29 protein-coding genes and 1 other RNA gene are annotated in these 26869 nt (G+C 60.8%); 19 read left to right on the top strand and 11 right to left on the bottom strand.

The window, feature by feature from the left end:
• Window positions 1–191 precede the first annotated feature (191 nt).
• The 4 genes from AC1DF8_RS04725 (at window position 192) to AC1DF8_RS04710 (ending at window position 2932) form a co-directional block, all read left to right on the top strand.
• Entirely contained in the window at window positions 192–392 is a 201-nt protein-coding gene (locus AC1DF8_RS04725) for a hypothetical protein (protein WP_112542826.1), read from the top strand.
• Between the two features lie 124 nt (window positions 393–516).
• The gene (recF, locus tag AC1DF8_RS04720; RefSeq protein WP_477995121.1) at window positions 517–1641 is read left to right on the top strand and encodes a DNA replication/repair protein RecF; all 1125 of its coding nucleotides are present in this window, start codon (window positions 517–519) and stop codon (window positions 1639–1641) included.
• Window positions 1638–2462 (top strand): molybdopterin-synthase adenylyltransferase MoeB, encoded by an 825-nt coding sequence (locus AC1DF8_RS04715; RefSeq protein ID WP_477995120.1) that lies wholly within the window; start codon window positions 1638–1640, stop codon window positions 2460–2462. The genes recF and AC1DF8_RS04715 overlap by 4 nt, the downstream gene beginning before the upstream one ends.
• Window positions 2459–2932 carry a GNAT family N-acetyltransferase gene (locus AC1DF8_RS04710; protein WP_477995119.1) on the top strand — a complete coding sequence of 158 codons (474 nt, stop codon included), beginning with the start codon at window positions 2459–2461 and terminating at the stop codon, window positions 2930–2932. The genes AC1DF8_RS04715 and AC1DF8_RS04710 overlap by 4 nt, the downstream gene beginning before the upstream one ends.
• A gap of 32 nt (window positions 2933–2964) precedes the next feature.
• On the opposite strand, the gene AC1DF8_RS04705 is transcribed toward AC1DF8_RS04710, so the two are convergent.
• On the bottom strand, window positions 2965–3966 hold the full coding sequence (locus AC1DF8_RS04705) for a 2-hydroxyacid dehydrogenase (protein ID WP_112970181.1): 1002 nt from the start codon (window positions 3964–3966) through the stop codon (window positions 2965–2967).
• Between the two features lie 177 nt (window positions 3967–4143).
• On the opposite strand from AC1DF8_RS04705, the gene AC1DF8_RS04700 reads away from it, so the two are divergent.
• The gene (locus AC1DF8_RS04700) at window positions 4144–4683 is read left to right on the top strand and encodes an SH3 domain-containing protein (RefSeq protein WP_112970182.1); all 540 of its coding nucleotides are present in this window, start codon (window positions 4144–4146) and stop codon (window positions 4681–4683) included.
• On the opposite strand, the gene AC1DF8_RS04695 is transcribed toward AC1DF8_RS04700, so the two are convergent.
• On the bottom strand, window positions 4676–5668 hold the full coding sequence (locus tag AC1DF8_RS04695; RefSeq protein WP_477995118.1) for an adenosine kinase: 993 nt from the start codon (window positions 5666–5668) through the stop codon (window positions 4676–4678). The two genes, AC1DF8_RS04700 and AC1DF8_RS04695, sit on opposite strands and share 8 nt — an antisense overlap.
• 462 nt (window positions 5669–6130) lie before the next feature.
• Between AC1DF8_RS04695 and AC1DF8_RS04690 the strand changes: the two genes are divergently transcribed.
• Complete coding sequence (locus AC1DF8_RS04690; protein ID WP_113016192.1) at window positions 6131–7078, top strand: AEC family transporter; 948 nt, start codon at window positions 6131–6133, stop codon at window positions 7076–7078.
• Window positions 7079–7236: 158 nt separating this feature from the next.
• Here the strand turns inward: AC1DF8_RS04690 and AC1DF8_RS04685 are convergent, their stop codons facing one another.
• On the bottom strand, window positions 7237–7809 hold the full coding sequence (locus AC1DF8_RS04685; protein WP_113146750.1) for a c-type cytochrome: 573 nt from the start codon (window positions 7807–7809) through the stop codon (window positions 7237–7239).
• 154 nt (window positions 7810–7963) lie between these two features.
• Between AC1DF8_RS04685 and AC1DF8_RS04680 the strand changes: the two genes are divergently transcribed.
• A complete protein-coding gene (locus AC1DF8_RS04680) occupies window positions 7964–8719 on the top strand; it encodes a 3-deoxy-manno-octulosonate cytidylyltransferase (protein ID WP_477995117.1) in 756 nt (251 codons plus the stop codon).
• 12 nt (window positions 8720–8731) lie between these two features.
• The gene (locus tag AC1DF8_RS04675; protein ID WP_112542836.1) at window positions 8732–9586 is read left to right on the top strand and encodes a prephenate dehydratase; all 855 of its coding nucleotides are present in this window, start codon (window positions 8732–8734) and stop codon (window positions 9584–9586) included.
• A 49-nt stretch (window positions 9587–9635) separates the two neighbouring features.
• On the opposite strand, the gene AC1DF8_RS04670 is transcribed toward AC1DF8_RS04675, so the two are convergent.
• From AC1DF8_RS04670 to AC1DF8_RS04650, 5 genes are all read right to left on the bottom strand, one after another.
• Complete coding sequence (locus AC1DF8_RS04670) at window positions 9636–10004, bottom strand: VOC family protein (protein WP_112542837.1); 369 nt, start codon at window positions 10002–10004, stop codon at window positions 9636–9638.
• Window positions 10005–10139: 135 nt separating this feature from the next.
• Window positions 10140–10361, bottom strand: a complete 222-nt coding sequence (locus AC1DF8_RS04665; protein ID WP_112542838.1) for a hypothetical protein — start codon at window positions 10359–10361, stop codon at window positions 10140–10142.
• Between the two features lie 70 nt (window positions 10362–10431).
• Window positions 10432–11127 (bottom strand): helix-turn-helix transcriptional regulator, encoded by a 696-nt coding sequence (locus tag AC1DF8_RS04660; RefSeq protein WP_112970185.1) that lies wholly within the window; start codon window positions 11125–11127, stop codon window positions 10432–10434.
• A gap of 47 nt (window positions 11128–11174) precedes the next feature.
• Window positions 11175–12134, bottom strand: a complete 960-nt coding sequence (nudC, locus tag AC1DF8_RS04655) for an NAD(+) diphosphatase (protein WP_112542840.1) — start codon at window positions 12132–12134, stop codon at window positions 11175–11177.
• On the bottom strand, window positions 12131–12541 hold the full coding sequence (locus AC1DF8_RS04650) for an HIT family protein (protein ID WP_112970261.1): 411 nt from the start codon (window positions 12539–12541) through the stop codon (window positions 12131–12133). Before AC1DF8_RS04650 ends, nudC begins: the two co-directional genes overlap by 4 nt.
• 89 nt (window positions 12542–12630) lie before the next feature.
• Here AC1DF8_RS04650 and ffs point away from each other — a divergent pair.
• The 4 genes from ffs (at window position 12631) to AC1DF8_RS04630 (ending at window position 15647) form a co-directional block, all read left to right on the top strand.
• Window positions 12631–12728: signal recognition particle sRNA small type (gene ffs, locus AC1DF8_RS04645), an RNA gene on the top strand.
• 43 nt (window positions 12729–12771) lie between these two features.
• Window positions 12772–14640, top strand: coding sequence for a DNA polymerase III subunit gamma/tau (locus AC1DF8_RS04640; RefSeq protein ID WP_477995116.1), 1869 nt, complete (start codon window positions 12772–12774; stop codon window positions 14638–14640).
• Between the two features lie 19 nt (window positions 14641–14659).
• The gene (locus tag AC1DF8_RS04635; RefSeq protein ID WP_007813855.1) at window positions 14660–14983 is read left to right on the top strand and encodes a YbaB/EbfC family nucleoid-associated protein; all 324 of its coding nucleotides are present in this window, start codon (window positions 14660–14662) and stop codon (window positions 14981–14983) included.
• A gap of 52 nt (window positions 14984–15035) precedes the next feature.
• Window positions 15036–15647 carry a LysE family translocator gene (locus AC1DF8_RS04630; RefSeq protein ID WP_112542898.1) on the top strand — a complete coding sequence of 204 codons (612 nt, stop codon included), beginning with the start codon at window positions 15036–15038 and terminating at the stop codon, window positions 15645–15647.
• 1 nt (window position 15648) lies between these two features.
• Here AC1DF8_RS04630 and AC1DF8_RS04625 read toward each other — a convergent pair whose 3' ends face one another.
• Entirely contained in the window at window positions 15649–16266 is a 618-nt protein-coding gene (locus AC1DF8_RS04625) for an MOSC domain-containing protein (protein WP_477995115.1), read from the bottom strand.
• Window positions 16267–16323: 57 nt separating this feature from the next.
• Here AC1DF8_RS04625 and recR point away from each other — a divergent pair, with 57 nt between their 5' ends.
• Both recR and AC1DF8_RS04615 read left to right on the top strand, forming a co-directional pair.
• The gene (recR, locus tag AC1DF8_RS04620) at window positions 16324–16929 is read left to right on the top strand and encodes a recombination mediator RecR (RefSeq protein ID WP_112542843.1); all 606 of its coding nucleotides are present in this window, start codon (window positions 16324–16326) and stop codon (window positions 16927–16929) included.
• A gap of 14 nt (window positions 16930–16943) precedes the next feature.
• Window positions 16944–18191 carry a lytic murein transglycosylase gene (locus AC1DF8_RS04615; RefSeq protein ID WP_477995114.1) on the top strand — a complete coding sequence of 416 codons (1248 nt, stop codon included), beginning with the start codon at window positions 16944–16946 and terminating at the stop codon, window positions 18189–18191.
• A 19-nt stretch (window positions 18192–18210) separates the two neighbouring features.
• On the opposite strand, the gene AC1DF8_RS04610 is transcribed toward AC1DF8_RS04615, so the two are convergent.
• Both AC1DF8_RS04610 and AC1DF8_RS04605 read right to left on the bottom strand, forming a co-directional pair.
• Window positions 18211–18666, bottom strand: a complete 456-nt coding sequence (locus AC1DF8_RS04610; RefSeq protein ID WP_477995113.1) for an N-acetyltransferase family protein — start codon at window positions 18664–18666, stop codon at window positions 18211–18213.
• Window positions 18667–18673: 7 nt separating this feature from the next.
• The gene (locus tag AC1DF8_RS04605) at window positions 18674–20305 is read right to left on the bottom strand and encodes an MFS transporter (protein WP_477995112.1); all 1632 of its coding nucleotides are present in this window, start codon (window positions 20303–20305) and stop codon (window positions 18674–18676) included.
• 244 nt (window positions 20306–20549) lie between these two features.
• Here AC1DF8_RS04605 and rimP point away from each other — a divergent pair, with 244 nt between their 5' ends.
• From rimP to rbfA, 5 genes are all read left to right on the top strand, one after another.
• Window positions 20550–21155, top strand: coding sequence for a ribosome maturation factor RimP (gene rimP, locus AC1DF8_RS04600; RefSeq protein ID WP_112542847.1), 606 nt, complete (start codon window positions 20550–20552; stop codon window positions 21153–21155).
• Window positions 21156–21215: 60 nt separating this feature from the next.
• Window positions 21216–22820 (top strand): transcription termination factor NusA, encoded by a 1605-nt coding sequence (nusA, locus tag AC1DF8_RS04595; protein ID WP_112970192.1) that lies wholly within the window; start codon window positions 21216–21218, stop codon window positions 22818–22820.
• Window positions 22820–23506 (top strand): RNA-binding protein, encoded by a 687-nt coding sequence (locus tag AC1DF8_RS04590; RefSeq protein WP_112542849.1) that lies wholly within the window; start codon window positions 22820–22822, stop codon window positions 23504–23506. The genes nusA and AC1DF8_RS04590 overlap by 1 nt, the downstream gene beginning before the upstream one ends.
• Window positions 23507–23608: 102 nt before the next feature.
• Entirely contained in the window at window positions 23609–26386 is a 2778-nt protein-coding gene (gene infB, locus AC1DF8_RS04585; protein ID WP_477995111.1) for a translation initiation factor IF-2, read from the top strand.
• Window positions 26387–26461: 75 nt separating this feature from the next.
• Window positions 26462–26863: a 30S ribosome-binding factor RbfA gene (rbfA, locus tag AC1DF8_RS04580; protein WP_112542851.1), complete on the top strand. Its 402-nt coding sequence runs from the start codon at window positions 26462–26464 to the stop codon at window positions 26861–26863.
• Window positions 26864–26869: the final 6 nt, after the last annotated feature.

Raw genomic sequence — 26869 nt, 5'->3', positions numbered from 1 at the left:
AACCGACTTTTTTTGGGCATTAGGCCACGAAACAAACATCTCTTCCGCCGATTCTACAACTTCTACTTCTCATTTGATGACTTAACGGCGATGTCGCGAAAAGTTGAACACCCTGTAGTTGACTTCATTGCATGGGACGATAGTTAGTCGCGCCGGGACCCTTATGTACGACAAGAGGCTTCGAGTACTGCATGACATCCGCTCCCACCGGGAAATCTGATGCCGACAGTATCGTCATCGATATGCGCCGCCAGAAACTGACGATGATCCTCGATTCATTGAAATCGCTCCGCGGCTCGATCGAAGATCGGCCGGATCTCGTTTATTGGATCGAAAGGGCAATCGCAGAGGCCGAAGCACAGCTCGAAGAGCCGGCCCCGCGCAGCCATTGACGGCTGGGACAGCTCTCAGCCTTGATATCCTTGGCGCTTCGGCTTAGAGCCTTCCCTTGTCAGATTGAATCATTCTGACGAGGAAAGGCTCCCAACTGTCAGCCTTGATGATTCCGGATATTCGATGCCGCACAAGGTTGCCCTTTCCCGTTTGAAACTGACCGACTTTCGCAATTATTCGTCGGCCTCGCTTGCGCTCGACGCCCGGCATGTGGTGTTGACCGGCGACAACGGTGCGGGCAAGACCAACCTGATGGAGGCGGTCTCGTTCCTGTCACCGGGGCGCGGTCTGCGCCGAGCCGCCTATGGCGATATCACCCGCGTTGGCGCTACGGGCGGATTTTCGATCTTTGCAGAGCTCGATGGCATGGAAGGTAACGTCGAGATCGGTACCGGAATTGATGCCAGCGACGAGACGACGGCGCGACGGCTGCGCATCAACGGAACGACGGCAAAAACAGTCGACGAGCTGACCGATCATTTGCGCGTGCTCTGGCTGACACCGGCGATGGACGGGCTCTTTACCGGCGGCTCCTCGGACCGCAGGCGTTTCCTCGACAGGCTGGTGCTGTCGCTCGATCCCGAACACGGCAGGCGGGCGAGCGACTTCGAGCGCGCCATGCGCAGCCGCAACAAGTTGCTGGACGAAGGCCGTTTCGATCCATCCTGGCTTTCCGGTATCGAGGAGCAGATGGCGAGCCTCGGCATAGCCATGGCGCTCGCCCGGCAGGAAATGCTCGGCCTGCTGACGCGACTCGTCGAAGAAAGCCGGGAGATCTCGCCCTTCCCATCGGCTTCGCTGCAGCTTTCGGGCTTCATGGACGGTCAATTCTCCCGGCCCTCGGTCGATCTGGAAGATGAGTATGCGGCAACGCTCGCCGCCAACCGGTACCGCGATGCCGGCGCCGGTCGCACGCTGGAAGGGCCGCATCGCGCCGATCTCATCGTGCATCATCGGGAGAAGCAGATGGAAGCGGCACGCTGCTCCACCGGCGAGCAGAAAGCCCTGCTGGTGGGCCTTGTGCTCGCGCATGCACGGCTCGTCGGCAACCTTACCGGCCATGCGCCGGTTATGCTCCTGGATGAGATTGCCGCCCATCTCGACGAGGGACGCCGTGCCGCGCTGTTCGACCTCATAGACGGGCTTGGCGGTCAGGCCTTCATGACGGGAACCGATCGTCAGATGTTTGCAGCACTTGGCGAGCGGGCACAGTTTTTCACGGTTGCGGACGGAAGGGTTTTCGAATGAGCGATAGCGCTTCTCCCGGCGGTTCGCGGCGTGATAGCATCACGTCCATGGAACCTCTCAGCCCAGACGAAATCGCACGCTATCATCGCCATATCCTGCTGCCGGAAATCGGAGGCGCGGGCCAGCAGAAGCTGAAGGCCGCGCGGGTGCTTGTCATCGGTGCGGGAGGGCTCGGGGCACCGATCCTGCAATATCTGGCCGCTGCGGGCGTCGGTACGCTCGGCATTGCCGATGACGACCGTGTTTCGCTTTCCAACCTGCAGCGACAGGTGATCCACGATTCCGGTACGATCGGCGAAATGAAGACGGAAAGCGCAGCCATTGCGATCGCGCGGCTAAACCCGCATATTAAAGTCGTCCGTTTCACCGAGCGCCTTGCCGCCGACACGGCACGCCTGCACCTCTCCGGTTTCGATCTCCTGATCGACGGCTCGGATAATTTCGATACGCGCTATATGGCGGCCGATGCAGCGGAAAACGCGCTTATCCCGCTTGTGACAGGTGCGGTTGGCCGGTTCGACGGATCGCTGACGGTGCTGAAACCCTATGAGGCGGCCGAAGACGGCACCCAGAACCCTGGATATCGTGATCTCTTTCCCGAAGCACCGCCGGCCGGATTGATCCCCGCCTGTGCGGAGGCCGGCATCATTGGCGCACTGACGGGCGTGATCGGCACGCTGATGGCCATGGAGGCGATCAAACTGATTACGGGCGCAGGCGAACCGTTAGTCGGTCGCCTGCTGCTCTACGACGCGCTGTCTGCCCGTTTCGATACGATCCGCTACAAACGTCGGCGCGCGAGGCAGAACAGGACCGCATGACGCCGTTTCGCATCGATGAGAGCTTTGTGCGCTGGAACGAGCTGCTCGATCTCATTCTCGCGTCCTTCGCCTATATGGAGAGCCGCATCGATCCGCCCTCCTCCGCAAGCCGCCTGACGGTGGAATCGCTGGTGGAAAAGGCAAGGGCAGAAATCGCCTATGCCGTGGAGCAGGCCGGGCAACTCGTCGGCTGCATTTTCCTGCGGCCCGAGGCAGATTGCCTCTATGTCGGAAAACTCGCGGTCCTGCCATCCGCGCAAGGCAAGGGCATCGGACGGCGCCTGCTCGATACTGCCGAGAAGACGGCACTCGATCTGGGCCTTCCGGCATTGAGGCTCGAGACTCGGATAGAGCTCGTCGGCAATCACACGACCTTCGCTGCCTGGGGCTTTGAAAAGACCGCAGAGAAATCTCATCCGGGCTTTACACGGGTGACGTTTGTCGAAATGAAAAAAGCGCTCGCCGGCTGACTAGCCGGCCAGGGATGCGAGCGCTCCGGCCGTCATCGGCCCGGCAGCACCCGATTCGGCGGACGATGGCCATCGATGAAGGCGCGAATGTTGATGATGACCTTRTCGCCCATCTCCGCACGTCCCTCAATCGTTGCCGAGCTCATATGCGGCAGCAATACGACCTTGCCCTCATTGGCAAGCTTCACCAGCTTCGGATTGACCATGGGCTCGTTCTCGAAGACATCGAGCCCGGCGCCGGCGATCTTCCCCTCCCGCAGGCATTTGATGAGCGCCGCCTCGTCGACCACGTCACCGCGGGCTGTATTGACGAGATAGGCGGTCGGCTGCAGCAACGCCAAGCGGCGAGCCGACAGGAGATGGAAAGTCGCGGGGGTCGAGGGGCAATTCACCGAGACGATGTCGACGCGGGCGAGCATCTGGTCGAGGCTCTCCCAATAGGTCGCTTCCAGTTCATCCTCAGTCGCGGGATTGACGCGCTTGCGGTTGTGATAGTGGATCGACAGGCCGAAAGCCTTGGCACGGCGCGCAACGGCCGTGCCTATACGGCCCATGCCGACGATGCCGATACGCTTTCCGTGAATGCGCCGGCCGAGCATCCAAGTGGGGGACCAGCCAGCCCATTCACCCGGCCGGTCAGTCAGCACGCGTGCACCCTCGCCGATCCGCCGTGGCACGGCGAGGATCAGCGCCATGGTCATGTCAGCAGTGTCTTCGGTCAGCACGTTCGGCGTGTTGGTGACGGTGATGCCACGGCGCGCGGCCGCTTCGATGTCGATGTGATCGGTGCCGTTCGAAAAGCTGGCGATCAGCTTCATCTGCGGCCCGGCCTGATCGATGAGGGCTGCGTCGATACGATCCGTCACGGTCGGCACGAGCACGTCGCAGGTTTTGACGGCTTCGACGAGTTCGGGAACGGATCGCGGCGTATCGTCGATATTCAACTCGGCATCGAAAAGCTCGCGCATGCGGGTTTCGACGACATCAGGCAGCTTGCGGGTTATGTAGACCTTCGGTTTTTTCTTCGTCGTCATGGCGGCTTGCTGTGCCTTGTTCAGAGGTCTTTAACCAAGTTGGGCGATCATTTCCCCGTTCCGGGCATTTTCTACCAGACCCGCACGCGAAGACAAACAAAACTCGCGAGGCGACCGGGGAATCCCGGAAGACGAGCAGGCAGGGCCTGATTCGAATTCGAGCCAACGGAAGCTTCCATGCGTCGCACAGTTATGAAGTCCTGCCTCGCCCTGGCGGTTGCCTTTGCCGTATCGGCAGGCACCATCGAATTTGCGCAAGCCCAGGCGGCCAAGGGGCCGAGCGGCCTGCCGCTGCCGCGCTTCGTGACGCTGAAGTCCAAGCGCGTCAACCTTAGGATCGGCCCGGGAACGGACTACGCCGTTTCGTGGCTCTATCTGAAATCGGGGCTGCCCGTCGAAATCGTCCAGGAGTATGACAACTGGCGCCGTATCCGCGATGCCGACGGTACCGAGGGCTGGGTCAATCAGTCGCTGCTGTCAGGCCAGCGCGCCGCTATTGCCGCGCCGTGGATGAAGGGCAAGGGCAAAGGCGTCTATGTCAATCTCCGCCGTGAAGCACAGCCGTCTTCCAGCATCGTCGCCAAGCTGGAGCCCGGCGTGATGATCACGATCGGCGAGTGCAGCGGAGAGTGGTGTTTCGCAAAGACCGACGGCGCCGAAGGTTGGGTGGCGCAGTCGGAAATCTGGGGCGCCTATCCGGGCGAGGCCTTTAAATAAGGCCCGCCTCCTTTGCGGCTTCGGACAGGGACTTCATCGGCCGCGGGCCGATCTGCTGAATGACGATGCCGGCGGCAAGGCAGCCGAGCTTGCCGCAATCTTCGAGCGAACGGCCCTGCGTGTAACCGTAGAGGAAACCTGACGCGAAGAGATCGCCCGCACCCGTCGTATCCACTACTTCATTGATCTTGATCGCGTCGACGTAGTGGCGCTCGTTGCCCTTCAGAATCACGGCGCCGTTCTCGCTCATGGTGACGGCGGCAATCTTGCAATCCTTGGCGATCTTGTTCAGCGCTTCCTCGAAATCGTCAGTCTCGTAGAGCGACAGGGCCTCCTGGCGATTCGAGAAGACGATATCGACCTTGCCCGAACGCATCAGATCCAGAAATTCAGCGCGGTAACGATCGACGCAGAAGCTGTCCGAGAGTGTCATCGACATTTCGCGACCATTCTCGTGGGCGATGCGGGCGCAATCGAGGATTGCCTCCTTGGCGCGCGGCGGGTCCCAGAGATAACCTTCGAAATAGGTCACCTTGGCTTGAGCCACCACATCTGCTTCGACATCCTCAGGCCCAAGCTCGACGCATGCGCCGAGATAGGTGTTCATCGAACGCTCGCCATCATCGGTAACGAAAATCATCGAACGTGCGGTCGGCGGAAACGTGCCCTTGGCCCGGGTCTGATAATGAACGCCCTGAGCCCGGATATCATGCGCAAAGATCTCGCCGAGCTGGTCTTCCGCAACCTTGCCAAAATAGGCGGCCTTGCCGCCGAGGCTCGCCACACCTGCAGCCGTATTGCCTGCGCTACCGCCGGAGGCTTCGAGCGCCGGGCCCATGCGGGAATAAAGCAGTTCGGCACGATCGGCATCGATGAGGTTCATCGYCGCCTTGGTGATCTTGTTGTCAATGAGGAACTGGTCGTCGCAACGGGCGATAATATCGACGATTGCGTTGCCGACTGTCAGAACATCGAATTTGGTCATGAAATGGGAAGTCCCGGATTTGTGATAGCCGGTAATCGGTCTTAGCGAAATTTGCCGGTATTGAAAGGCTAAACAGCACATCACCTTCCAAAGACTTCGCAAACTGCCGTTTATTCGTCACGCCGCTGTCACCTTGCCTGCCTAAAACTGCATCAGGAAGACCGGCATGCAGGTATCTCGTGTGGCCGGCTAGAGGAGGGATGATCCCTCCAGTCTTACCGGGACGACGCTGACCACGGATGAACTGGCAGCATCGCGACCGGCTATCCGGCAGGACCGGATGCGGAAAAGCGGGCCGAGCCCGCTTTTTTTGTTGCGCCGCGAAAGATATTGCATCCATGGCATTTGTCATGGCCGGCGATTTGCTGTCTTTTGTTTTCGTATGTCGCTATTGTAAAACCGCTGTACACCTTTGCGCGACATGCTTTAGACCTCGGCTATCCCCGCGCAGAGCAGCAGTTTATGTCAGCCATCATCTTCGACGTTCTTCCAATCTTCCTTCTCATTCTCATCGGCTGGCTGATCGTCCGCGTCGGAATACTCACCGCAAGTGTCGGCGATGCTCTCAGCGAATTCGTCTTCAAGATCGCTGTGCCTCTGCTGCTTTTCCGCACTATCGCCGAGGCCGACTTCCACGGCGCGTCGCCGTTCCGGCTCTGGCTCGTCTATTTCTCCGGCGTCGCCGTGACATGGGCGGCCGGACACATCGTCGCTACGCGTTTGTTCGGGCGTGATGAGCGGATCGGCGTGCTTGCCGGCGTGTCCTCCGCTTTTGCCAACAATATCTTCATCGGCCTGCCGCTGGTCGAGCGCACCGTGGGTAGCGAAGGGCTTGTCGCCCTTTCCATCCTGCTTGCCGTGCATCTGCCGATCATGATGGTTGCCGGCACAATCATGATGGAGCATGCCGAACGCAAGATTTCCGGCAAGAGCGACCGCAGCATGACCCTGGTCCTGAAGCAGATCGGCCTGAACCTGCTGCACAATCCGCTGGTCATCGGCATCGTGGCAGGCGCCATCTTTCACGTCTCGGGCCTGACCATGCCGGCAACGATCCGTTCCGTCGTCGCGCAGATCGCCGGCACGGCCGGTCCGGCGGCTCTGATTTCGCTCGGCATGGCGCTGCAGAAATACGGAGTCTCCGGCAATGTCGGGATCGCCAGCGCAACCTCAGCCTTCAAGCTGCTGCTGTTGCCCGGCTGCGTGTGGGCAGCAAGCCATGTTTTCGGTCTCAGCAACGAATGGGCAGCGGCGCTGGTGCTGACCTCATCGGTGCCGACAGGGGTGAATGCCTGGCTGATCGCCAACCGCTTCGGCGTCGGCCACAGCCTCGCCGCGTCGACGATCACGGTGACGACAGCGCTCGGCGCCATCACGGTTTCCTTCTGGGCATATATTCTCGGCGCTTAAGCCTGTCGCGATCCTTCAGATTCGCTGACCGCGCTTGAAGTCTTTGTTTTCAGCATGTCGTTATCGCAAACTCGCTGCACACTTTTGCTCGACATGCTTTAAGGTAACAAAAAAGCCCGGCTTTTGACCGGGCTTCTTATCGAAAAAATCGTCGCTGCTTACTGCGTTGCGGTCGGAGCATTCGGATCCGGCAGCGGAGCCGGTGAATCTGCCAGCGTGTGCAGATAGAGAATGACGTTGGCGCGGTCCTGATCCTTCGGCAGACCGGCAAAGCCCATGGCGGTGCCCGGAACATCCTTCTTCGGTGCCAGCAGGAACTTGTTGAGGTTTTCGAAGGTCCAATGTTCGCTGCTGCCCTTGGAGAAGTCCTTCATGGCGGAGGAATATGCAAAGCCTTCATGCGAGGCGATCGGACGATCTACGACACCAAAGAGATTCGGGCCGACCTTGTTCGGTCCGCCTTTGGTGCCGTCATGACAGGCCTGACACTTCTTGAATACGGTCTCACCAGCCTTGGCGTCGGCACTGGCAAGAAGCTGGGCAATCGGAACAGCAACGGCAGCAGGTGCGCCTTCACCGCCGGCGGCGGGTGCCTCTTCGGCGACGATGGCAAAACCTTCCTTTTCCGGCGCCTCGGAATGGAAGATCCCCTCGGACGCGATGGAGACAGACATCAGAACGAAAACCGTTCCCAGCAGCGCCCCCACGGCCGTATTGACGTATGAATTCATCTGCAATGCTCCCCTTGCAGCCGGCAGACCAGAAACCGGACCATCTTGAAATTGCGCGGAACCTATGTCTTTTGGCTATTCGTTGCAACTGTCTAAATGGTCTTGTGCGTGAGACTTTTTGCCACTTTTCAGCCCGGATTAGAAGGCCCGAACAATGACGGATTCAAAATTACATGACGTGCTGGTGCTGATCCCCGCGCGCATGGCTTCCACCCGCCTTCCCGGCAAGCCGCTGGCCGATATTTGCGGTCTGCCGATGATCGTGCAGGTCGCGAAACGGGCCACTGAAGCTGCAATCGGCCGGGTTGTCATTGCCGTCGACGACCAGCAGGTTTTCGATGCTGTCGAAGCTGCGGGCTTTGAGGTGGTCATGACCCGCCAGGACCATCAGTCCGGTTCCGACCGCATTTTCGAAGCGCTTACCAAGGTCGATCCGGATGGCAAGGCAAAAATCATCGTCAATGTCCAGGGCGACCTGCCGACGATCGATCCGGAGACGGTGCGCGCAGCACTGCGTCCCCTTGAAAACGAGGCGGTCGACATCGCCACGCTGACGACCGAGATCGACAATGACGAGGACAAGACCGCGCCGCATATCGTCAAGGTCGTTGGCTCGCCGGTATCTGCCAGTCGCCTGCACGCGCTCTATTTTACCCGAACGACCGCGCCCTATGGCAACGGGCCGCTCTATCATCATATCGGGCTCTATGCCTATCGACGCGCAGCGCTCGAACGTTTCGTCTCGCTCGGCCCTTCTACGCTCGAAAAGCGCGAATCACTGGAGCAGCTCAGAGCGCTCGAAGCGGGCATGCGCATCGATGCCGAGATCGTTGACACGGTTCCCCTCGGTGTCGATACTCCCGCCGACCTCGAAAAGGCGCGGCGCATTCTCTCCGCGAAGGCCAACTGACGGATTTTCCTCATGAACATCAAGACCAACAGGATCGCCTTCCAGGGCGAGTTCGGCGCCAATTCCGACATGGCGAGCCGCGACATGTTTCCGACGATGGAGCCGCTGCCCTGTCAGACCTTCGAGGATGCCTTCACGGCGGTCGACAATGGGGATGCCGACATCGGCATGATCCCGATCGAAAACACGATCGCGGGACGCGTCGCCGACATCCACCACCTGTTGCCGGAATCGCGCCTGCACATCATCGGCGAATATTTCATGCCGATCCGCTTTCAGCTCATGGTGCTGCCGGGTGTGACGAAGGATGAAATCCGCACTGTGCACAGCCATATCCATGCGCTCGGCCAGTGCCGCAAGATCGTGCGCGCCAACGGCTGGAAGCCTGTGATCGCCGGCGATACGGCAGGGGCCGCAAAGCTCGTAAAGGAAACCGGCGACCGCTCGATGGCGGCGCTCGCGCCGCGCCTTGCAGCCGATCTTTACGGTCTCGATATCATCGCGGAGAATGTCGAGGACACCGAAAACAACGTCACGCGCTTTGTTGTGCTGTCGCGCGATGAAGAATGGGCTGAACGCTCGGCCAACGACGAGAAGATCGTCACCACCTTCGTCTTCAACGTCCGCAATATTCCGGCCGCCCTCTACAAGGCGCTCGGTGGCTTTGCGACGAACAACATCAACATGACGAAGCTCGAAAGCTACCAGCTCGGCGGCAAGTTCGTGGCGACGCAGTTCTACGCCGATATCGAGGGCCACCCGAACGACGCGCATGTGCGCCGAGCGCTGGAGGAACTGCGTTTCTTCTCCGAGAAGGTCCGCATCCTTGGCGTCTATAAGGGCCATCCGATGCGTGGGCTTCTCTAAGCATGCGAAAAGCCTCTCTGTCGGGTCGTCAGAGAGGCTTGAATCTCACTTATTTATCCGGCTCACAAACACGCAGGCGATGGCCATCCGGGTCCAGCACGACGAAAGTCGGGCCGAAGTCGAGTTCGGTCAATTCCTGGGCGACCGGCAGGCCACGGCTGCGCCAGTCTTCGTAATGCCTGGCGACAGCATTCTCACCGTCAACCATGAAGGCGACCTCGCCACGATTGCCGATGGCAGAGGGTTGCGGCTCGACCTTGCTGCGGCGCCAGAGGCCGAGAGTGAAGCCGCCGTCGAGCGGGAAGGCGACGAAGTTGGGGGCCTCCACAGCCGGCTCCCGGCTCAGGATATTGCGATAGAAAGCTGCGCTTTCAGCGGGGTCCTTGACATAGAGGATAATAAGATTGGGGCTGGCCATTTCAGTTCTCCACAGGGTTGAACGGTGCCCGGCCGAAAGCTGCTGCCATAAAATGGCAGCAGCTTTCCGAATGCAGCGCTATAGACAGCGCCGCTTCGTCACCGGGAGGAAATTCGATGAAGCCGACGTGCGGCCTTAACGGAAGAGGTCGTCGCCGACGCGCCAGTCCTGTCCGTCCGCAAAGCCGAGATCGCGCTTGCGCCATTGCGGCAACATCTCGAGATCAAGGCGGGGACGGCGTGACGATGCTACGGTGAACCTGTCGGCGAACAGGCGCACGAGGCGTGAACGGAGGGTTTTTCCGGCTTCGACGGAAGTACGACGGCCGGCATATTGAACGACTTGAGGCATTCCCATGATCAGTACTCCTTCCTGCTGGACTGGTACTGATAATAGCGCTGTCTGCTGACAGTTTATGGCAGTAGCGTTAGTGCTCGATGGGAGTATCCTGCGTGTCCCGCCACTCCTTCAGGAGAACGGTGCGGCGACGCGGATAACGTGTGTCGTGGATCGTCATATCGATGATACGATCGGTGCGGAAATGACGGAAATCCTGGCGCAGTTCGCACCAGGCCATGATGATGCGCACATGCTCGAAGTAGCCGAGCGCGAACGGCCAGACACGGCGACGGGAGACACGACCCTGTTCGTCGCCATAATGCAGTTCAAGAATACGCTCCAGGCGGATCGCTTTGCGGATGGCCGAAACATCCGCCTTGTCCTCATCCTGCCGTTTGCGGCCGACAAAAAGTGTGGCCGAATCGACCATATCGCGCATATCGGGCGGCAGCACGGCGGCGATCTTTGCAAGCGCATCGGCGCCGGCATTGGCCAGGCGCGGCTCGGCAGCGCGCGCCACCCAGCGGGAGCCTAGCACCAGGGCTTCCAGCTCCTCTTCGGAAAACATCATCGGCGGCAGCATGAAGCCGGGTTTCAGCACGTAACCTATGCCGGCCTCGCCCTCGATCATGGCGCCCTGCGCCTGAAGGCTCGCAATATCGCGGTAGAGCGTGCGCAGGCTGACGCCCGTTTCCTCTGCCAACACGATGCCGGTAACCGGCCGCCGATAGCGCCGGAGCGTCTGAAGCAGGGTCAGCAGCCGTTCGGAGCGGGCGACCATGATTATATCCTCATGCAGAGGTGACGATCATCCGTGCGCACCGCCGCTACTCACCGTTTCCACTCGACCCAATCGCGCATAAGTCGATGGGCAATCGCGCCCTTCGGCGGCGACGCCTTGCCGTTGACGCCAGGACGCTCCAGCATTTCGATGGTTTCCTCGCGGGTGAACCAGCGGCAATCCTCGAGTTCGGCCTCATCACGATGGATATCACGCGACTTTGCCTCGGCATAACAGCCGATCATCAGCGAATGCGGCATCGGCCAGGGCTGAGAGGCATGATACCGGATGCGGCCGGTCCTGATGCCGGATTCTTCCAGTGTCTCGCGGCGGACGGCATTTTCGATCGTCTCGCCGGGCTCCAGGAAGCCCGCCAGACAGGAATACATGCCCGGCGCAAAATGCGGGCTGCGACCGAGGAGGCAGAGATCGCGCTCTTCATCGATTGTGAGCATGATGACGACGGGATCGGTCCGCGGGAAGATCATGTGCTCGCAGGCGGTGCAGACCCGCTTGTAGCCGCCGATACGGATTTCCATGACCGAGCCGCAACGACCGCAAAACTGGTTGTCGCCGTTCCAGCGAATGAGGCTTGCTGCCTGGGAGAATTCGCCGAGCAGCATCTCGTCGACAAGCTCGTCACGGAAGAGCGAGCGTCCGTCAACCGGCTTGTACTGGCTCGCCATATCCTCGACATCAATGCCGACGGGCACGGCAAGGCGCGGCTCGCCGGTTTTGCGATAGCCGAGCAGTACAATTTCATCCCAATTCGGTTTCAACTCCTGCAGCTCATAGCGGGCAAACAGCGGATCGAGCACCTGGCCATCGTGCTTGAGCACCAGCTTGTCCTTGGCGAAGGCGAAAATATGCGTGCCATCGCGGGCAAGCGCCTTTTCGACCGAGCCTTCATCGCGATGTTCGCTGTCACGGTTCAGGTCGTTGGCGGCAAAGGCGGTGAGATTGCTGGGTTCCGGATGCGGCACATCCGAATCGAAAAGCGAATGACTCATGGTGAAAGGGCTTCCCGCAGCTTTGCTATGAATTCGTCTCTTGTCGCATCCTCGTAGGGTTCGGCCTTACCGAAACCCCAGACGGGACCCGGCCAATTCGCATCACCTTCGGAACGCGCAATAACATGAACATGAAGCTGGCGGACGATATTGCCAAGAGCCCCGACATTGATTTTCGTGGCACCCGTAACCTTTTTGAGTGCTGCGGAGACGAGTTCGATCTCGAAGGTCAGCAGCACCTGATCAAGCGGCGTCAGTTCGAAGATCTCTGTAATATCCGCCCGGCGCGGCACCAGGATCAGCCAGGGCCAGCGAGCGTCCTTCGATAACCTGATGTCGCACAGGCCAGCCACCATGATGCTGGTGCTGTCGTTTTCGAGCCTGGGGTCGAGCGCGAAATCGCTCAAAGGCATTCTCCTCATGTTTTCCAATGGACTAGCAGTTTTTTTGGAGCTTGGCTTGCTTTTGATGAGGATTTTGCCGATATGTGCATCCGGGAGGTTGGTGGTGGACGAGCCACTCGCCAACCGGGTCAGGTCCGGAAGGAAGCAGCCCTAACGAGCCCCGGCACGGGTCATCGTGCCAGCCTCCCACCTTCTCTTCCAAGAAGCCCGGGCTTCCGGGCGCAAGCAGGGCGATGAGCGACACCGAGCGACAATCACAAGATGCCGCCTCGACGGGCACCGGATACCGGGTGCTGGCACGCAAATACCGCCCCAAGGATTTCACGGACCTGATGGTCGGCCAGGAGCCGATGGTCCGCACGCTCACCAACGCCTTTGAAACAGGTCGCATCGCGCAGGCCTACATGCTGACCGGCGTTCGCGGGGTGGGCAAGACGACGACGGCGCGTATTCTGGCCCGCGCTCTGAACTACAAGACGGCCGACATCGACAAGCCGACGATCGACCTTCGCGTGCCCGGCGAACATTGCCAGGCGATCATGGAAGGTCGCCATGTCGACGTGATCGAGATGGACGCCGCCTCGCATACCGGCATCGACGACATCCGAGAGATCATCGAGCAGGTGCGCTACCGACCAGTTTCGGCCCGCTTCAAGGTCTATATCATCGACGAAGTGCACATGCTCTCGACGGCAGCCTTCAACGGGCTGCTGAAGACGCTCGAAGAGCCGCCGGAGCATGTGAAATTCATCTTCGCGACGACAGAAATCCGCAAGGTTCCGATCACCGTACTCTCGCGCTGCCAGCGCTTCGACCTGCGCCGCATCAGCGCTTCCGATCTCGTCGGCCTGTTTTCGACGATCGCCGCCAAGGAAGGCATCGAGGCGGAACCGGATGCGCTGGCGATGATCGCACGCGCCGCGGAAGGCTCTGCCCGCGACGGCCTGTCGCTGATGGACCAGGCAATTGCCCATGGCGGCGGCGTTGTGCAGGCGGAAGCCGTGCGCGGCATGCTCGGCCTTGCGGACCGCGCCCGCATCGTCGATCTCTTCCAACATATCGTGCGTGGTGACGTCGCGAACGCGCTCAACGAATTCCAGAGCCAGTACGAGGCCGGCGCGAACCCGGTCGTGGTACTGACGGATCTCGCCGATTTCACGCATCTGGTGACGCGGCTGAAATATGTGCCTGATGCGGCAAACGACCCCTCGCTCAGCGAAGTCGAGCGCACCAAGGCGGCGGAATTCGCCCAGGGTGTCGCGGTCACCACGCTTTCGCGCATCTGGCAGATGCTCCTGAAGGGCATTCCGGAGACGGAAAACTCGTCGCGCACGGCGGGCGCTGCGGAGATGGTGCTTATCCGGCTTGCGCATGCAGCGCATCTGCCCGCCCCCGAAGATGCAGCACGCCGGCTCGCCGAATTTTCCACTGAAAATGGTGCGCCACGTCCGTCCTCACCCGCGCCTTCGGGCAATGGCGGCGGCACGCGCGTTCCCTACCAGACGAACGTAACGGCACGGGCTCCGGAGCCTGCGCCGCGGCCTCAGCCCTCGGGGCCGACCGCCATGCTGCGGGCCGTGCCCAATCCCGAACCGCAGAGCGTCGGCCGCGTCGAGACGAAGCCGGCAGAAGCGCCGAAGCCGGTCGTGCGGGTCAATTCGATCAGCGACATCGTCGATCTCGCTGCCGAAAGGCGCGACGTCAAACTGAAGGCGCTGGTGCGCAACTTCGTACGGCCAGTGCGGATCGAGCCCGGCCGGCTGGATGTGAACCTCACCGAGGGAGCTCCAGGCACGTTGCTCAACGAGCTTGCCGTCAAGCTCAAGGAATGGACCGGCATCCATTGGATCGTCAGCACCAGCCGCGAAGAAGGCGGACCGACGATGGTGGAGGCGGAAACCAAGGCGCAGGAGCAGCGCGTCAGCGATGCCCGCCAGGATCCAGACGTAGCAGCGATCCTGGCCCAGTTTCCAGGCGCCAAGATCATCGACGTACGCGTGCGGGCGCCGACGCCGGAGGAAGAGGCGGAGGAGGTCAAACCACCTGCCGCAGCCGAATCCGAAGAGGGCGATATCCTGCCCGGCGACGACATAGAATTCTAGTTTCAAGAAGGAGAAGACGATGCGCGACATCATGGGCATGATGGGCAAAGTCAAGGAAATGCAGGCCAAGATGGAGCAGATGCAGGCTGAGATCGCCGAGCTGACTGCCGAAGGCAAGGCCGGCGGCGGGCTCGTCACCGTCATCATCTCCGGCAAGGGCGAGCTCAAGAGCCTGAAGATCGACCCTTCCCTCTTCAAGGAAGACGATGTCGAAATCCTCGAAGACCTGATCGTTGCCGCCCACAAGGACGCCAAGGACAAGGCGGAAGCCATCGCCGCCGAAAAGACCAAGGCGCTGACGGCCGGCCTGCCGATCCCGCCCGGTTTCAAGCTGCCGTTCTGATTTCGTCGACTGGTCCGGTAGTAACTGGCCCCGGAAGAGGAGACGGAAGATGATGACCTTGACGACGCTGCTGGTTTTCGCAGGCGCTCTTTTCATTGCCGCCGGCACACCCGGACCGAGCGTTGCGGCGCTCGTTGCCCGGGTCATTTCGAAAGGCGCGCGCGACGTGCTGCCTTTCCTGTTCGGCATGTGGGCTGGGGATGCGATCTGGCTCACCTGCGCCATCGCCGGCCTTTCGGCAATCGCCGAAAGCTTCTACCACGTCTTCGTCGTCATCAAATGGCTCGGCGTGCTCTATCTTCTTTATCTCGCCTGGCGGATGTGGTTTGCCAAAGCTGATGTCGAGGAAGAAGAATTGCCGCAGGAACGTTCGCGTGGCCGGATGTTTTTCACCGGCCTGGCGATTGCGCTCGGCAACCCGAAGATCATGATGTTCTACGTGGCGCTTCTGCCGTCGATCATCGACATTCCCTCGGTATCGCTTGCCGGCTGGGCCGAACTCGTCGTCACGCTGTTCGTCGTTCTGGCTATTGTCGATTTCAGCTGGATGTTCCTTGCTGCAAAGGCGCGCGGTTTCCTGAAGAGCCGACGTGCCGTGCGGATCGCCAATCGGGTGAGTGCGGGAACGATGGCAGGGGCCGCGGTCACCATCGCCATGCGCTGAACTATTGCTGCGCTTCCAGCGCGGCTCGCAGCTTGTAATGAACGGGCGCTGCCAGATAGCGCTCGCGGTCTGCGGCTGAAAGCCGGCGTCCGAAAGTTTCCATCATTTCCGGCATCGTGACTGGGGCGCCCGGAAATGGCTTGTACTCGACCTGCATTCCGGCCTCCACGATCCCATTTGATATGACGCGGCAATAGATGCCGGGACGTGCCGCCTTGGTATAGCGCTTGACGAATTTCGGATCGTTCATCCTTGCTGCGAAGGTGGCGCAGGGAATGCGGCAGGACGTCACTTCAAGGATCAGTTCGCTGATAATAAAGCGGTCGCCGACCGTGACGTCACGGTTATCCAGTCCTTCGATGACGAGGTTTTCGCCGAAAGTGCCGGGCTCGACGGGATAGCCGAGTTCGTTCGCCCACCAGTCGAGGCTCAGAGAACCTTCCAGATAGACAGCCTGATCGACGCCGCCATGATGTTTTCTGTTGCAGATGGCATCGCCAACGAGACCTTCGGCATCGATCATGACGCCGCCGCTGACGGCATGTTTGAAAATACCGGTCTTGTAGCTCTTGCCGGGCAAGCGTTCAGCTGCGCCCTTGCAGACTGCGAGGATTTTCATCGGTCAGCTAATCCTTCGGCGATTCCGTTTTCGTTCCATATCAGCTAAGAACGGCGCATGGCAAAGCGAGTCACCGGTCCCGAAATTGAAAAACTGATCCAGCTTCTGGCGAAAGTGCCGGGCCTCGGGCCGCGCTCGGCGCGGCGAGCGGCACTCCATCTCATCAAAAAGAAGGACCAGCTTCTCGGTCCTCTCTCGCATGCGATGGGCGAAGCCTATGACAAGGTGAAGATCTGCTCGCGCTGCGGCAATGTCGATACCGTCGATCCTTGCACAGTCTGCACCGATGCACAGCGCGACCAGTCCGTCATCATCGTCGTCGAGGATGTTTCAGACCTCTGGGCGCTGGAGCGCGCCGGCGCGCTGAATGCCGCCTATCATGTGCTCGGCGGCACGCTCTCGCCACTCGACGGTGTCGGGCCTGACGATCTCAATATACGCGGACTGATCAATCGCGTCGGAGAAGGCGGCATCAAGGAAATCATCATCGCCGTCAATGCGACCGTCGAGGGGCAGACGACGGCGCATTACATCACCGATCAGCTTGCGGATCTCAACGTGAAGATCACGCGGCTGGCGCATGGCGTACCCGTGGGAGGTGAACTCGACTATCTCGACGAGGGCACGCTTTCGGCGGCGCTTCGAGCGCGCACGGCAATTTAGGGGGATTTGCGAATATGCGTTTCTTTGGCCGGCTTGTTTTGACAGGCGCCGCCTTGCTGGCGCTTTCAGTCTCCACCAATGCCGCTCCTTCGAAAGCCGATGTCGAAGCGCAATTTGAAAAATGGGTGCAGGCCGATCTCTGGCCTGACGCAAAGAAGAACGGCATATCGGAAAAGACTTTCCGCGCCGCCTTTTCCGGTGTCGAGCTGGATTGGACCCTGACCGATCTTGCGCCTCCCGGCTTTCCGCCGCCGAAGGAACAGAAGCAAACACAGGCAGAGTTTTCCTCTCCCGGGCCCTATTTCAATGAGGACCGGCTAAAACGGCTTGCGGTGACCGGACGCAGCTTTGCCTCGCACTATGCCTCTACGCTCAGCCGCATTGAAAAGACCTATGGCGTGCCGGGTTCGATCGTGCTGGCAATCTGGGGACGCGAAACCGGCTTCGGTGCGGCGAAGATCCCGAATTCCGCCGTCGAGGTACTGGCGACCAAGGCCTTCATGTCGACCCGCAAGGACATGTTCCGCATGGAACTGATCGCGGCGCTGCATATTCTCGACGGCGGCGACGTTACTCCTGCAGATTTCAAGGGTTCGTCGGCGGGCGCACTCGGGCAACCGCAGTTCATGCCGACGAGCTACCTGAAATATGCCGTCGATTTCGACGGCGATGGGCATCGCAATATCTGGACCTCGGTCCCTGATACGCTCGCCTCGATTGCCAATTTCCTCGTGAAGAAGGGCTGGCAGCGCGATCGCGACTGGGGGTTCGAAGTGACAATCCCCCAAGCCATCTCCTGCGCGCAGGAAGGGCCTGACCTTGCCAAGCCGCTCTCCCATTGGGCGTCGCTCGGCATCGACCGCATTTCCGGCAAGGGCTTTCCATCCGGCGAGTTGAAAGCGCAGGGCATGATGCTGGTGCCGGCCGGGCGCGACGGGCCGGAATTCATCGTCACGCCGAATTTCTACATCATCAAGGAGTACAATAACTCCGACCTCTATGCGCTCTATATCGGCAATCTGGCCGACCGCATCGCCTTTGGCTCCGGTGCCTTCCAGGGACAATGGGGCGACGTTGGCAAGATGCTGCGCTCGGACGTTGCCGCCATGCAGCGCGCACTGGAGCGGCAGGGCTACGATGTCGGGGGCTCCGATGGCCTGCCCGGCTACAAGACACGTCGGTCGATCGGTCAGTGGCAGGAAAAGAACGGCATGAAGCCGACCTGCTTTCCGGAGGCATCGATGAAAGGCAAGCTGAAGTAACGCTGAGGCGCATGCCCTGTCAGAGGTTGCGCTTCAGTCCTTCATGGCTCGCAACAAAGCCGAGCTTTTCATAGAAACGGATCGACTCTACCCGTGCCTTGTCGGATGTGAGCTGCACGAGACCGCACCCGCGCTCACTGCAGCGCGCAATCGCCCATTCGATGAATTGCGAACCGAGCCCGGAGCCGCGATGACCCCTGGCGATGCGCACGCTTTCGATCTGGCCCCGCCATATGCCCGTTCGTGAAAGGCCGGGAAGGAAGCTCAGCTGCAGACAGCCGACAACCCGGCCGGTCTCGTCGGTCGCGACGGCAAGCAATTGGTTGGGATCAGCCTCGATCGCGGCGAAGGCCGCGAGATAGCGCATATCGACGGGATCCGAGACGACCTCACGCGTGCTGCCGAGATCGTCATCGGCAAGCAGCCTGACGATGTCGGCAAGATCGGATTGTCGTGCGCTTCGGAAGACCGGCATGCTGACCTCAGTGATGCAGGTCGATCGGCGCCTTGTGAAAGACGTCATCGACAGGTGGGATGGCCTGGCGTTCGATCATGCGCTGAACTTGCGGCAGGCCCTCGCCCCGATGAAGCGCACGAAGCCGGTCGGTATTTTCGGCATCGGCCTGCGTGCGGCGCTGGTTATGCCTGATATATTCGACCCAGGTCGGCGTGTGATAGGTTTCCGTCCAGAGACCGGGGTTTTCAAGGTCGCGCATAAGCGCCCAGTTACGAGCGCCGTCGCGAATGCGGATGCGGCGGCGCTCTCCCATCAGTGTCATGAACTCGGCCAGGTCTTCGTCGGCGATCTGGTAGCCGACCTGGATGACGATCGGGCCGCTGCGCGGCGTGATATCCAGCCCCAGAGCGGGCTCGGTGAAGCGGTTGAGCGGATCGAGATTGAGCGAAGCGAATGCCGGCATGGAAAAGTGCAAGCCGATGACGACGCCAAGAAGCAGGACGGCAGCCGACATCAGCAGGGCATTCGAAAGACCATACTGGTCGGCAACAATGCCCCAGAGCCAGCTGCCGCCAGCAATGCCGCCGAACGTGACGGTCTGGTACAGCGACAAGGAACGGCCAACCACCCAGCGCGGCGTCGATAGCTGAACGATGGTGTTGAAGAGGGAAAGGGCCGAAACCCAGCAGGCGCCGGCGATCAGAAGTCCGGCAGAGGTGAGTGCGGCGCTTGAGCTGAGCGCTGCGATCACGGCACTGAGCGCAAAGCCTGAGAACGCCAGGCGGATAATCATCTCGCTGGAGAACATTACGCGCAGCCTGGGGCTGAGCACCGCGCCGCCAATCGCGCCGATGCCGAATGCGCCGAGCATGAAACCATAGGTCAGTGGTCCGCCAGAAACGAGATCGAGCGCAACGACCGGCAGCAGCGCCTGAATGGAGCTTGCGCCAATGCCGAATACCAGTCCTCTCAGGAGGATCTTTTCGAGATTGGGCGACATGGAGACGTAACGCATGCCGGCAAAGATGGCGCTACCGAGGGTCTCGCGCGGCAGTGTCGAGGCAGGCGTACTCGGCCGCCACCGAAGCAATGCATAGATGAGAGCAATATAGCTCAGCGCGTTCACCGCAAAAGCCGCAGCGGCACCGGCAGCCGCCACGATGGCACCACCGATCGCCGGACCGACGCTGCGGGTAATGTTGAAGCCCATGCTGTTCAGCGTGACCGCGTCTGGCAAATCGGCACGCGGCACCATGTCGCCGACCGAAGCCTGCCAGGATGGATTGTTGAGCGCCGTGCCGCAACCGATGAGAAACGTGAAGAAGAGAAGCAGTCCAGGCGTAATCCAGGCGAGAAGGGCGCATGCCGTCAGCAGGACCGAAACCACGAGCATCATGGATTGCGCCGTGAGCATGATCCGGCGCCGATCATAATTGTCGGCGAGAGCCCCAGAGAACAGTGAGAACAACATGATCGGCAGCGCCGTCGAGGTCTGCACCAGCGCAACCATGTCCTCCGACGAGGTGATGACCGTCATCATCCAGGCGGCACCGACGGCCTGGACCAGGCCGCCGAAATTCGAGGCGAGGCTCGCAAACCAGATAGTGCGGTAGGTTTCATGCCGCAAAGGCGCAAATGTCGAAGACGTATAGGCCACGTTTCCCCCGCTTTTATCGTAATGCCGCAACAGCAATATATGCGGAAGATGAGCACTCGCCATAGGTTAGCGCATGCGCAAGGGGCCAAGGAGGCGGAATCCGCTCCGACCTTGCAATTTCTGAAAAACGGGACTATATGGCACTCAAATTCTTGATCGTACGATGAAGAGTGGGCCGCAAGGACCCGCTCTTTTTTATTAGCGCGATCACCCCGAATGCCAGAAATCGCAGGGAGCGCACCGCTTGTCGGATCTGACAAACGCAGACAATCAACATGAGCCGCGGCTGATCACCGAGACCGGGCTTGACCAGCGTCTTGCCGACATTATCGAACCCGTGATCGTCGACATCGGCTTCCGTCTCATTCGTGTACGGATGCTCAATCAGAACGGCATGACGATGCAGGTCATGGCCGAGAAGAACGATGGCACGATGACCGTCGAGGACTGCGAGCAGGTCTCAATGGCGATTTCTCCAGTGCTCGATGTGGAAGATCCGGTCGATAAAGAGTATCATCTCGAAGTGTCTTCGCCGGGCATCGACCGCCCTCTGGTGCGGAAGTCGGATTTCGTTCGCTGGCAGGGCCACCTCGTAAAGTGCGAAACGTCGATCATGATCGGCAATCGCAAACGCTTCCGCGGCAAGATCGTCGAAGCGGACGCCGACGGGTTCACGATCGAACGTGATCAGATTGCCTATGGCGAGGAGCAGAAGGTCGTCATTCCCTTCACCGCGCTCAGCGATGCCAAACTCATTCTGACCGACGATCTGATCCGCGATGCACTGCGCGCCGACAAGCTGGCAAAGGCGCAGGCTGCGAACCAGAACGAAGCGGACGACGAAGAATAACCGATCAACGCAAGCTCCAGGGACGGGAACCCGGGTAGTCAAGGACGGAGAAACATAACAATGGCAGTCAGTGCAAACCGGCTCGAACTTCTGCAGATCGCAGATGCAGTGGCGCGCGAAAAGGTCATCGACCGCGAAATCGTGCTTGCCGCGATGGCCGATGCCATCCAGAAGGCAGCGCGTTCCCGTTACGGTACCGAATCCAACATCCGCGCCGACATCAACCCGAAGACCGGTGAAATCCGTCTGCAGCGCCTGCTCGAAGTCGTCGAGAAGGCCGAGGATTATTCGACGCAGATCCCGCTGGAACTGGCCCGCGACCGCAACCCCGACGCCGCCATCGGCGACTTCATTGCCGATCCGTTGCCGCCGATGGATTTCGGCCGTATCGCCGCACAGTCGGCCAAGCAGGTCATCGTGCAGAAGGTGCGCGAAGCCGAGCGTGACCGCCAGTTCGACGAATTCAAGGATCGTACCGGCGAAATCGTCAACGGTACGGTCAAGCGCGTCGAATACGGCAACGTCATCGTCGACCTCGGCCGTGGCGAAGGCATCATCCGCCGTGACGAAATGATCCCGCGCGAGAACGTGCGCTATGGCGATCGCGTCCGCGCATACGTATATGATGTCCGTCGCGAACAGCGCGGCCCGCAGATCTTCCTGTCGCGCACGCATCCGCAGTTCATGGTGAAGCTCTTCACCATGGAAGTGCCTGAGATCTACGACGGCATCATTCAGGTGAAGTCGGTTGCCCGCGATCCGGGCTCACGCGCCAAGATCGCCGTGATCTCGAACGACAGTTCGATCGATCCGGTCGGTGCCTGCGTCGGTATGCGCGGTTCGCGCGTTCAGGCCGTCGTCGGCGAGCTTCAGGGCGAGAAGATCGACATCATTCCCTGGTCGCAGGACCCGGCGACCTTCGTCGTCAACGCCCTGCAGCCGGCTGAAGTCGCCAAGGTCGTTCTCGACGAAGATGCAGAGCGCATCGAAGTGGTCGTTCCCGACGAGCAGCTCTCGCTCGCCATCGGCCGCCGCGGCCAGAACGTCCGTCTCGCCTCGCAGCTGACGGGTTGGGACATCGACATCATGACGGAAGCGGAAGAATCCGAGCGCCGTCAGAAGGAATTCAACGAGCGTACCAACCTCTTCATGGATGCGCTCGACGTCGACGAGATGGTCGGTCAGGTCCTGGCTTCGGAAGGCTTCGCCGCCGTCGAGGAACTGGCTTATGTCGATCTCGACGAAATCTCTTCGATCGACGGCTTTGACGAAGACACAGCGCAGGAAATCCAGACCCGCGCTCGCGAGTTCCTCGAGAAGCTCGAGGCGGAGATGGACGAGAAGCGCAAGGCACTCGGTGTTTCCGACGAGTTGCGCCAGATCGCCGGCATGACCGCACAGATGATGGTCGCGCTCGGCGAGGACGGCATCAAGACGATCGAGGACTTCGCAGGCTGCGCAGCCGACGATCTCGTCGGCTGGACCGAGCGCAAGAACGGCGAGACGAAGAAGTTCGAGGGCCTGTTCTCGAAGTTCGACATTTCCCGCGTCGAAGCAGAACAGATGGTTGTGCAGGCTCGCCTGCTCGCCGGCTGGATCACCGAGGAAGACTTGGCGAAGGACGCTGAGGCTGTCGAAACCGACGCAGCCGAGCAGGAAGCGTAATGACGGCGAAGCCGGACACATCTCCTGAGGACGACGATCTCGCAGGTTACGACGTGAACGGCCGCATGTGCATCGTGACACGCGAAAGCGGATCGCCGGAAGAGCTGATCCGCTTCGTGGCCGCCCCTGACGGGACGGTGGTGCCGGATCTCAAGCGCGAGCTGCCCGGACGCGGCTGCTGGGTGAAGGTGGACCGGTCGTTGGTCGAGAAGGCGGTGGCGAAGAAGCTCTTCGCCCGCGCACTCAAGGCCGATGTGAAGGCAGCCGAGGATCTCGGCGAGCGCGTGGAGCGGCTGTTTCTGCAGCAGCTCCTGCAGATGATGAACATGGCGCGCAAGGCGGGCCAGCTCGTCACGGGCTCAGCCAAGGTGGATGCCGCAATTCGCAGCGGGGCTGCGCTTGCGGTGTTTCATTCGACGGATGCCGCCGCCGACGGCGTGAGAAAGATAGACCAGGCCCGCAAGGCCTGGCACCTCGGAATGGAAACCGAGGAGGAAATACCTTCCTTCCGTCTCTTCTCGGAGAGCGAAATGGAAGGGGTGATGGGCCAGAATGCTTTTATCCATGCTGCAGTGCTTGCAGGGCAGGCGGGTGAAGGTGTAGTGAAGCGCGCAAAGATGCTCGAACAGTACCGTAACGGCGGTCAGTCCCGGGCACCGGGCGGCGCTGGCCAGCAAAAACAATGATGCGGTCACCGGCGGAAGCCGGCCGCAATATCATTGATCGATTGTATGTGATTGACAGGGTCTGATGGCTTCATCGTTCCCTGTCCGAAGGAACGGGAACGAATGACCGACAGCAACGACGACAAGACACTCAGCGTAGCGGGGAAGAAGACCCTCACCTTGAAACCATCAGGGATGAGCCAGGGTACCGTTCGCCAGGATATGGGTCGCGGTCGCACCAAGGCGGTCGTCGTGGAGACCCGCAAGCGGCGCCCGATGCGCCCTGAAGATGAAAAGCCGATAACGCCTGCTCCGGCAGCTCCGGTGCGTGCGCCCGAACCGGCGCCGGCGCCCGTGCAGGCACGCCCGCAGCAGCCGGCTCCGGCTCAGGCTCCGGCTCCGCGCCTTCAACAGCCCGGCGGCCAGAACAATCAGCGCCCACAGCAGACCAGCCAGCGTCCGCAGCAATCCTACCAGCCGCAGCGCCAGCAGGATCGCCCACGTCCCGTGGTTCTGAACCATCTTTCGCCCGAGGAAATGGATGCCCGCCGCCGCGCGCTTGCCGATGCGCAGGCCCGTGACGCGCAGGACGCCGTCCGTCGTGCCGAGGAAGAAAAGCGCCGTGCCGTCGAAGAGGCGGCACGTCAGGCTGCCGAAGCGGAAGAAGCCAAGCTCCGCGCTGCCGAAGAGGCTGCACGCCAGGCCGAGGCTGCGGCAGCAGCCCTGGCCGAACCACCCGCCGCTCCTGTAGCGGAAGCACGTGTTGAAACTCCGCGTCCGCAGCAGCCGGCACCGGCATCCGCGCCGGCCGCTCGCCGTACGGAAACCGCGCCGTCGCCCTCAACCGCCCGGCCGGCACCTGGTGCACCGGCTGGCGTCCGTGGTCGCCGTAGCGAAGGCGAAGAGGAAGATCGCGGTGCTTCGCGCGGCGGTCCGGTCCGCGGCCGCCCGGTTCGTCCGGAGCCTGCAAAGCCCGTGACAACCCGTCCGAAGAGTGAGGAAGACCGCCGCCGCGGCAAGCTGACCGTGACGACTGCAAACGTCGATGAGGACGGCAATGCACGCGGGCGTTCGCTTTCGGCCATGCGCCGCCGGCAAGAAAAATTCCGCCGCAGCCAGATGCAGGAAACGCGCGAGAAGATCACCCGCGAAGTCGTTCTGCCTGAGACCATCACCATTCAGGAACTGTCGCAGCGCATGTCTGAACGTGCCGTTGACGTCATCAAGTACCTGATGAAGGAAGGCCAGATGATGAAGCCGGGCGACGTCATCGACGCCGACCTCGCAGAACTCATTGCCGGTGAATTCGGCCATACGGTCAGACGCGTCTCTGAATCCGACGTCGAACTCGGTATCTTCAACGTGTCAGACGATCAGGGCGAGCTGGTTTCGCGCCCGCCTGTCGTCACCATCATGGGCCACGTCGACCACGGCAAGACCTCGCTGCTCGACGCCATCCGCCATGCCAACGTGGTCTCCGGCGAAGCCGGTGGCATCACGCAGCATATCGGCGCCTATCAGGTAGAGCAGAACGGCCAGAAGATCACCTTCATCGATACTCCGGGCCACGCAGCCTTCACGGCAATGCGTGCCCGCGGCGCGCAGGCTACTGACATCGCGATCCTGGTGGTCGCGGCTGACGACAGCGTGATGCCGCAGACGATCGAATCGATCAACCATGCCAAGGCGGCCGGTGTTCCGATCATCGTGGCGATCAACAAGGTCGACAAGCACGAAGCCGATCCGCAGAAGGTTCGTAACCAGCTTCTGCAGCACGAAGTCTTCGTGGAATCCATGGGCGGTGAAGTGCTCGACGTCGAAGTTTCGGCCAAGACCGGCAAGAACCTCGACAAACTGCTCGAGGCGATCCTGCTGCAGGCTGAAATTCTCGACCTCAAGGCCAATCCGAACCGAACGGCGGAAGGCACGGTTATCGAAGCCCAGCTCGACCGCGGTCGCGGTGCGGTTGCGACAGTACTTGTCCAGAAGGGCACTCTGCGTCCGGGTCAGATCATCGTTGCCGGCGACGTCTGGGGCCGCGTACGCGCCCTGGTGACGGACAAGGGCGACCATGTGAAGGAAGCCAGCCCGGCGACCCCGGTCGAGGTTCTCGGTCTTTCCGGCACGCCGCAGGCAGGCGACAAGTTTGCCGTCGTCGAGAGTGAAAGCCGCGCCCGCGAAATCTCGGAATATCGTCAGCGTCTTGCCCGCGACAAGGCGGCTGCCCGCCTGTCGGGACAGCGCGGTTCGCTGGAACAGATGATGACGCAGCTCCAGGCCACGGGCGTCAAGGAATTCCCGCTGGTGATCAAGGGCGACGTGCAAGGCTCGATCGAAGCCATTGCCGGCGCGCTGGAAAAGCTCGGCACCGACGAGGTTCGTGCCCGCATCGTTCATTCGGGCGCAGGCGGCATCACCGAATCCGACATCTCGCTTGCAGAAGCATCGAACGCTGCCATCATCGGCTTCAACGTTCGTGCGAATGCGCAGGCACGCCAGTTCGCCGAGCGCGAGGGGATCGAGATCCGCTACTACAACATCATCTACGACCTCGTGGATGACGTGAAGGCAGCGATGTCGGGTCTGCTTTCGCCGGAGCGTCGCGAGACCTTCATCGGCAATGCCGAGATTCTGGAAGTGTTCAACATTACCAAGGTCGGCAAGGTCGCGGGTTGCCGCGTCGTCGAAGGCAAGGTCGAGCGTGGTGCGGGCGTGCGCCTCATCCGCGACAACGTCGTCGTGCACGAAGGCAAGCTCAAGACCCTCAAGCGCTTCAAGGACGAAGTCTCCGAAGTGCCGATGGGCCAGGAGTGCGGCATGGCCTTCGAGAACTACGAAGACATGCGTAAGGGCGACGTCATCGAGTGCTTCCGCGTCGAGCACATCACGCGCACGCTCTGATCGGGCGACGATTGAAATCTTGAACGGGCGCCGGATGATCCAGTCCGGCGCCCGATCCATTTGGGATAAAGAACAATGGCAACAAGACCCACAACATCGGCACCCTCGCAGCGCATGTTGCGCGTCGGCGAGCAGGTTCGCGCAGCGATCACCCAGGTGCTGCAGCGCGGCGAAGTGCGCGACGACATTATCGAAGCGACCGTAATCTCGATTTCCGAAGTGCGGATGTCGCCCGACCTGAAGATCGCGACGGCCTATGTCACGCCGCTCGGCGTTTCCAACCACAGTGTCGTCATCGAGGCGCTGAACCGCAATGCGAAATTCATCCGCGGCCGGCTTGGACCGCAGCTGAGACAGATGAAGTACATGCCGGAGGTGCGTTTCCGCGATGATACCAGCTTCGACAATTACAAGAAGATCGACGACCTGCTGCGCTCACCCGAGGTGAGCCGCGATCTCGACAATGACGAAGAATAACAGAAG

Source organism: Rhizobium sp. 05N49 (genome assembly GCF_056396805.1).
Note: the sequence above shows the minus strand (reverse complement) of the source record. Positions and strands in the feature narration are given on the sequence as shown.